The organism is Paenalcaligenes hermetiae (genome assembly GCF_039543645.1).
Lineage (GTDB): Bacteria > Pseudomonadota > Gammaproteobacteria > Burkholderiales > Burkholderiaceae_B > Paenalcaligenes > Paenalcaligenes hermetiae.
In genome coordinates this window covers 1-3800 of sequence record NZ_BAABKD010000010.1, presented here as the reverse complement: position 1 = coordinate 3800, position 3800 = coordinate 1, and the positions used below count along the sequence as shown (strand labels likewise).

At 58.7% G+C, this 3800-nt stretch carries 5 protein-coding genes; 4 read left to right on the top strand and 1 reads right to left on the bottom strand.

Annotated features, from left to right (window positions below; all coding sequences use genetic code 11):
- A partial coding sequence (locus tag ABD980_RS09065; protein WP_345371176.1) for a TetR family transcriptional regulator occupies nt 1-309 on the bottom strand: 309 nt, incomplete at its 3' end.
- Nucleotides 310-412: 103 nt separating this feature from the next.
- Here ABD980_RS09065 and tet(62) point away from each other — a divergent pair.
- The 4 genes from tet(62) to aph(6)-Ic are packed head-to-tail and all read left to right on the top strand — an operon-like array spanning nt 413 to nt 3666.
- On the top strand, nt 413-1645 hold the full coding sequence (tet(62), locus tag ABD980_RS09060) for a tetracycline efflux MFS transporter Tet(62) (protein WP_345371178.1): 1233 nt from the start codon (nt 413-415) through the stop codon (nt 1643-1645).
- The gene (locus ABD980_RS09055) at nt 1638-2432 is read left to right on the top strand and encodes an APH(3')-II family aminoglycoside O-phosphotransferase (RefSeq protein ID WP_287804258.1); all 795 of its coding nucleotides are present in this window, start codon (nt 1638-1640) and stop codon (nt 2430-2432) included. The genes tet(62) and ABD980_RS09055 overlap by 8 nt, the downstream gene beginning before the upstream one ends.
- A 20-nt stretch (nt 2433-2452) precedes the next feature.
- Complete coding sequence (ble, locus tag ABD980_RS09050; protein ID WP_345371172.1) at nt 2453-2833, top strand: BLMT family bleomycin binding protein; 381 nt, start codon at nt 2453-2455, stop codon at nt 2831-2833.
- Nucleotides 2830-3666 carry an aminoglycoside O-phosphotransferase APH(6)-Ic gene (aph(6)-Ic, locus tag ABD980_RS09045; RefSeq protein ID WP_345371170.1) on the top strand — a complete coding sequence of 279 codons (837 nt, stop codon included), beginning with the start codon at nt 2830-2832 and terminating at the stop codon, nt 3664-3666. Before ble ends, aph(6)-Ic begins: the two co-directional genes overlap by 4 nt.
- Nucleotides 3667-3800 lie beyond the last annotated feature (134 nt).

Genomic DNA, 3800 nt, shown 5'->3' with positions numbered 1-3800 from the left:
GGTGTCGAAAGAGTCAACTGCGGTCCAAAGCTGTTGGACTTGGGTGAAAAGGGCGTTTATTCTTCCTATACGTAGAAAATGGCGCCAGTCTTCTCCCTCAAGCGGCAGAGAATGACTGTGATTTTCGTTCAGCATTGCTTCGGCTAAAGCATCCAGCAACACTCGTTTATTGCGGAAATGCCAATAGAGTGCAGGCTGTTGTACATGCAGCCGCTCTGCAATTTTTCGCGTTGTCAGCCCGTCAGCACCAACGTCATTAAGCAGATCCAGTGCGGCACGAATAACCGATTGCCGGTCAAGTTTCGTCATCAAAGTCCCTTTCGCAGGCTTGACAATTTATCACAGATAAGTTTTTATGTCCATTTCCTTATCATTGATAAATTATTATGGAGCCATGCAGATGAAAGCACGGATGAATAAATCTCTTGCTGTTGTTCTCAGCGTTATTACGCTGGATGCAATGGGGTTTGGGCTTGTCATGCCGGTGCTGCCGGAACTGCTGCGCGGGCTTGTGCCGGATGGTCAAGTGACAGGGCATTATGGTGTGTTGCTGGCCGCTTATGCTCTGATGCAGGTGGTGTTTGCTCCCTTGCTTGGCAGGCTTTCAGATCGCTATGGCCGTCGTCCGGTGTTGATTGTATCGCTGGCCGGTGCTGCTGTAGATTATGCTATTATGGCGGCAGCGCCTGTGCTTTGGGTGATTTATATCGGTCGTATGATCGCCGGTATTACCGGAGCAACAGGCGCTGTAGCGGCATCAGCTATTGCTGATACAATACCGTCAAACCAAAGGGCGCGCTGGTTCGGTTATATGGGAGCTTGTTACGGTGCCGGTATGATTGCGGGGCCAGCCATCGGCGGACTGGCAGGTGGCTTTTCTGTTCATGCACCTTTTATCGCAGCTGCGGTATTGAACGGTGGCAGTTTTTTGCTGGCCTGCCTGTTTCTTAAAGAGACCCGTAATGCATCAGCAGAGCCGGAAAATACAAGCATATGGAATTTCCCCAAGCTGTTGTTACCGGGCAGTTTACTGAAAGGTGTGACTGCGCTTGCGCTGGTGTTTTTCATTATCCAGCTGGTGGGACAGCTCCCTGCAACGCTGTGGGTGATTTATACGGAAGATCGTTTTGCGTGGGATACAACCATGGTTGGTTTTTCGCTGGCGGCTTTCGGTGCGGTGCACGCGATTTTTCAGGCTTTCATTACGGGCCCGCTGTCCGTCCGTTTTGGTGAGCATCGCACATTGATCATAGGCATGGTTGCTGATGCCTGCGGTTTTCTGGCACTGGCATTGATCACAAGAAGCTGGATGGTACTGCCGGTTCTTTTGCTGCTGGCAACCGGTGGCGTAGGAATGCCCGCATTACAGGCGATGCTATCAGGATCAGTCGGAGAGAATGAGCAGGGAAGTTTGCAGGGTACTCTGACCAGCCTGACCAATCTGAGTTCGATTATCGGGCCGCTCGGTTTCTCGGCTTTCTATACATTCACCGCAACCTCGTGGAATGGTTGGGTGTGGATAGCCGGTGCAGGACTGTATCTTATCAGCTTTGCAATTCTGCGCCGGTCGGGTTGCCTGGTATTTTGCCCATCCGGCGCTGACCGAAGATATATGAGCCAGATGAGGATCGTTTCGCATGATTGAACAAGATGGATTGCACGCAGGTTCTCCGGCCGCTTGGGTGGAGAGGCTATTCGGCTATGACTGGGCACAACAGACAATCGGCTGCTCTGATGCCGCCGTGTTCCGGCTGTCAGCGCAGGGGCGCCCGGTTCTTTTTGTCAAGACCGACCTGTCCGGTGCCCTGAATGAACTGCAGGACGAGGCAGCGCGGCTATCGTGGCTGGCCACAACTAGCGTTCCCTGCGCAGCTGTGCTCGACGTTGTCACTGAAGCGGGAAGGGACTGGCTGCTATTGGGCGAAGTGCCGGGGCAGGATCTCCTGTCGTCTCACCTTGCTCCTGCCGAGAAAGTATCCATCATGGCTGATGCATTGCAGCGGCTGCATACGCTTGATCCGGCTACCTGCCCGTTCGACCACCGAGCGAAACATCGCATCGAGCGAGCACGTACTCGGATGGAAGCCGGTCTTTTCGATCAGGATGATCTGGACGAAGAGCATCAGGGGCTCGCGCCAGCCGAACTGTTCGCCAGGCTCAAGGCGCGCATGCCCGACGGCGAGGATCTCGTCGTGACCCATGGCGATGCCTGCTTGCCGAATATCATGGTGGAAAATGGCCGCTTTTCTGGATTCATCGACTGTGGCCGGCTGGGTGTGGCGGACCGCTATCAGGACATAGCGTTGGCTACCCGTGATATTGCTGAAGAGCTTGGCGGCGAATGGGCTGACCGCTTCCTCGTGCTTTACGGTATCGCCGCTCCCGATTCGCAGCGCATCGCCTTCTATCGCCTACTTGACGAGTTCTTCTGAGCGGGAATCTGGGGTTCGAAATGACCGACCAAGCGACGCCCAACCTGCCATCACGGGATTTCGATTCCACCGCCGCCTTCTATGAAAGGTTGGGCTTCGGAATCGTTTTCCGGGACGCCGGCTGGATGATCCTCCAGCGCGGGGATCTCATGCTGGAGTTCTTCGCCCACCCCGGGCTCGATCCCCTCGCGAGTTGGTTCAGCTGCTGCCTGAGGCTAGACGACCTCGCGGAGCTCTACCGGCAGTGCAAATCCGTCGGCATCCAGGAAACCAGCAGCGGCTATCCGCGCATCCATGCCCCCGAACTACAGGAGTGGGGAGGCACGATGGCCGCTTTGGTCGACCCGGACGGGACGCTCCTGCGCCTGATACAGAACGAATTGCTTGCAGGCATCTCATGAGTGCGTCTTCCCGTTTTCCGCCTCAGGTCACTGCGTGGATGGAGCGCTGGCGCCTGCAGCGCGACGGTGCGCTGCTCACGACCCACTCGAGCTGGGTGCTTGCCGTCCGCCAGGGGGACATGCCGGCGATGCTGAAGGTCGCGCGCATTCCCGATGAAGAGGCCGGTTACCGCCTGTTGACCTGGTGGGACGGGCAAAGCGCTGCCCGGGTCTTCGCCTCGGCGGCCGGCGCTCTGCTCATGGAGCGCGCCTCCGGGGCGGGTGACCTGGCACAGATGGCGTGGTCCGGCCAGGACGACGAGGCCTGCAGGATCCTCTGCCGCACGGCTGCGCGCCTGCACGCTCCGCGGTCCGGGCCGCTGCCCGACCTCCATCCGCTGCAGGAATGGTTCCAGCCGCTCTTCCAGCTGGCGCCGGACCATGCGGCGCTTGCGCCCGCCGCCCGCGTGGCCCGCCAACTCCTGGCGGCGCCGCGCGAGGTGTGCCCGCTCCACGGCGACCTGCACCACGAGAACGTGCTCGACTTCGGCGACCGCGGGTGGCTGGCCATTGACCCGCACGGGTTGCTCGGCGAGCGCACTTTCGACTATGCCAACATCTTTACAAACCCCGACCTCAGCGACCCGAGTCGCCCGCTTGCGGTCTTGCCGGGCCGGCTGGAGGCCCGGCTCGGCATTGTGGCCGCCGAGACCGGGCTTGAGCCCGAACGGCTTCTGCGCTGGATCGTTGCATGGACCGGCTTGTCGGCAGCCTGGTTCATCGACGATGGCGATGGCGAGTGCGCGGCGATTGATCTGGCCGTCAACGCCATGGCACGCCGGTTGCTCAACTAGCGCGGTCACCGATCATCACCTGGTCGTCGAGCTAGGCAGGCCGTGCCGGGCCGTGATCCGCAGACCTGCAGCGGCTGCGGCGGCGCCATGAAAGTCATCGCCTGCATTGAAGACCCTATAGTGATCAAGCAGAT

Bases quoted from the DNA above. Each gene is read 5' to 3' on its own strand.
- ble (WP_345371172.1), top strand. From the start codon at position 2,453: ATGACCGACCAAGCGACGCCCAACCTGCCATCACGGGATTTCGATTCC.
- ABD980_RS09055 (WP_287804258.1), top strand. From the start codon at position 1,638: ATGATTGAACAAGATGGATTGCACGCAGGTTCTCCGGCCGCTTGGGTG.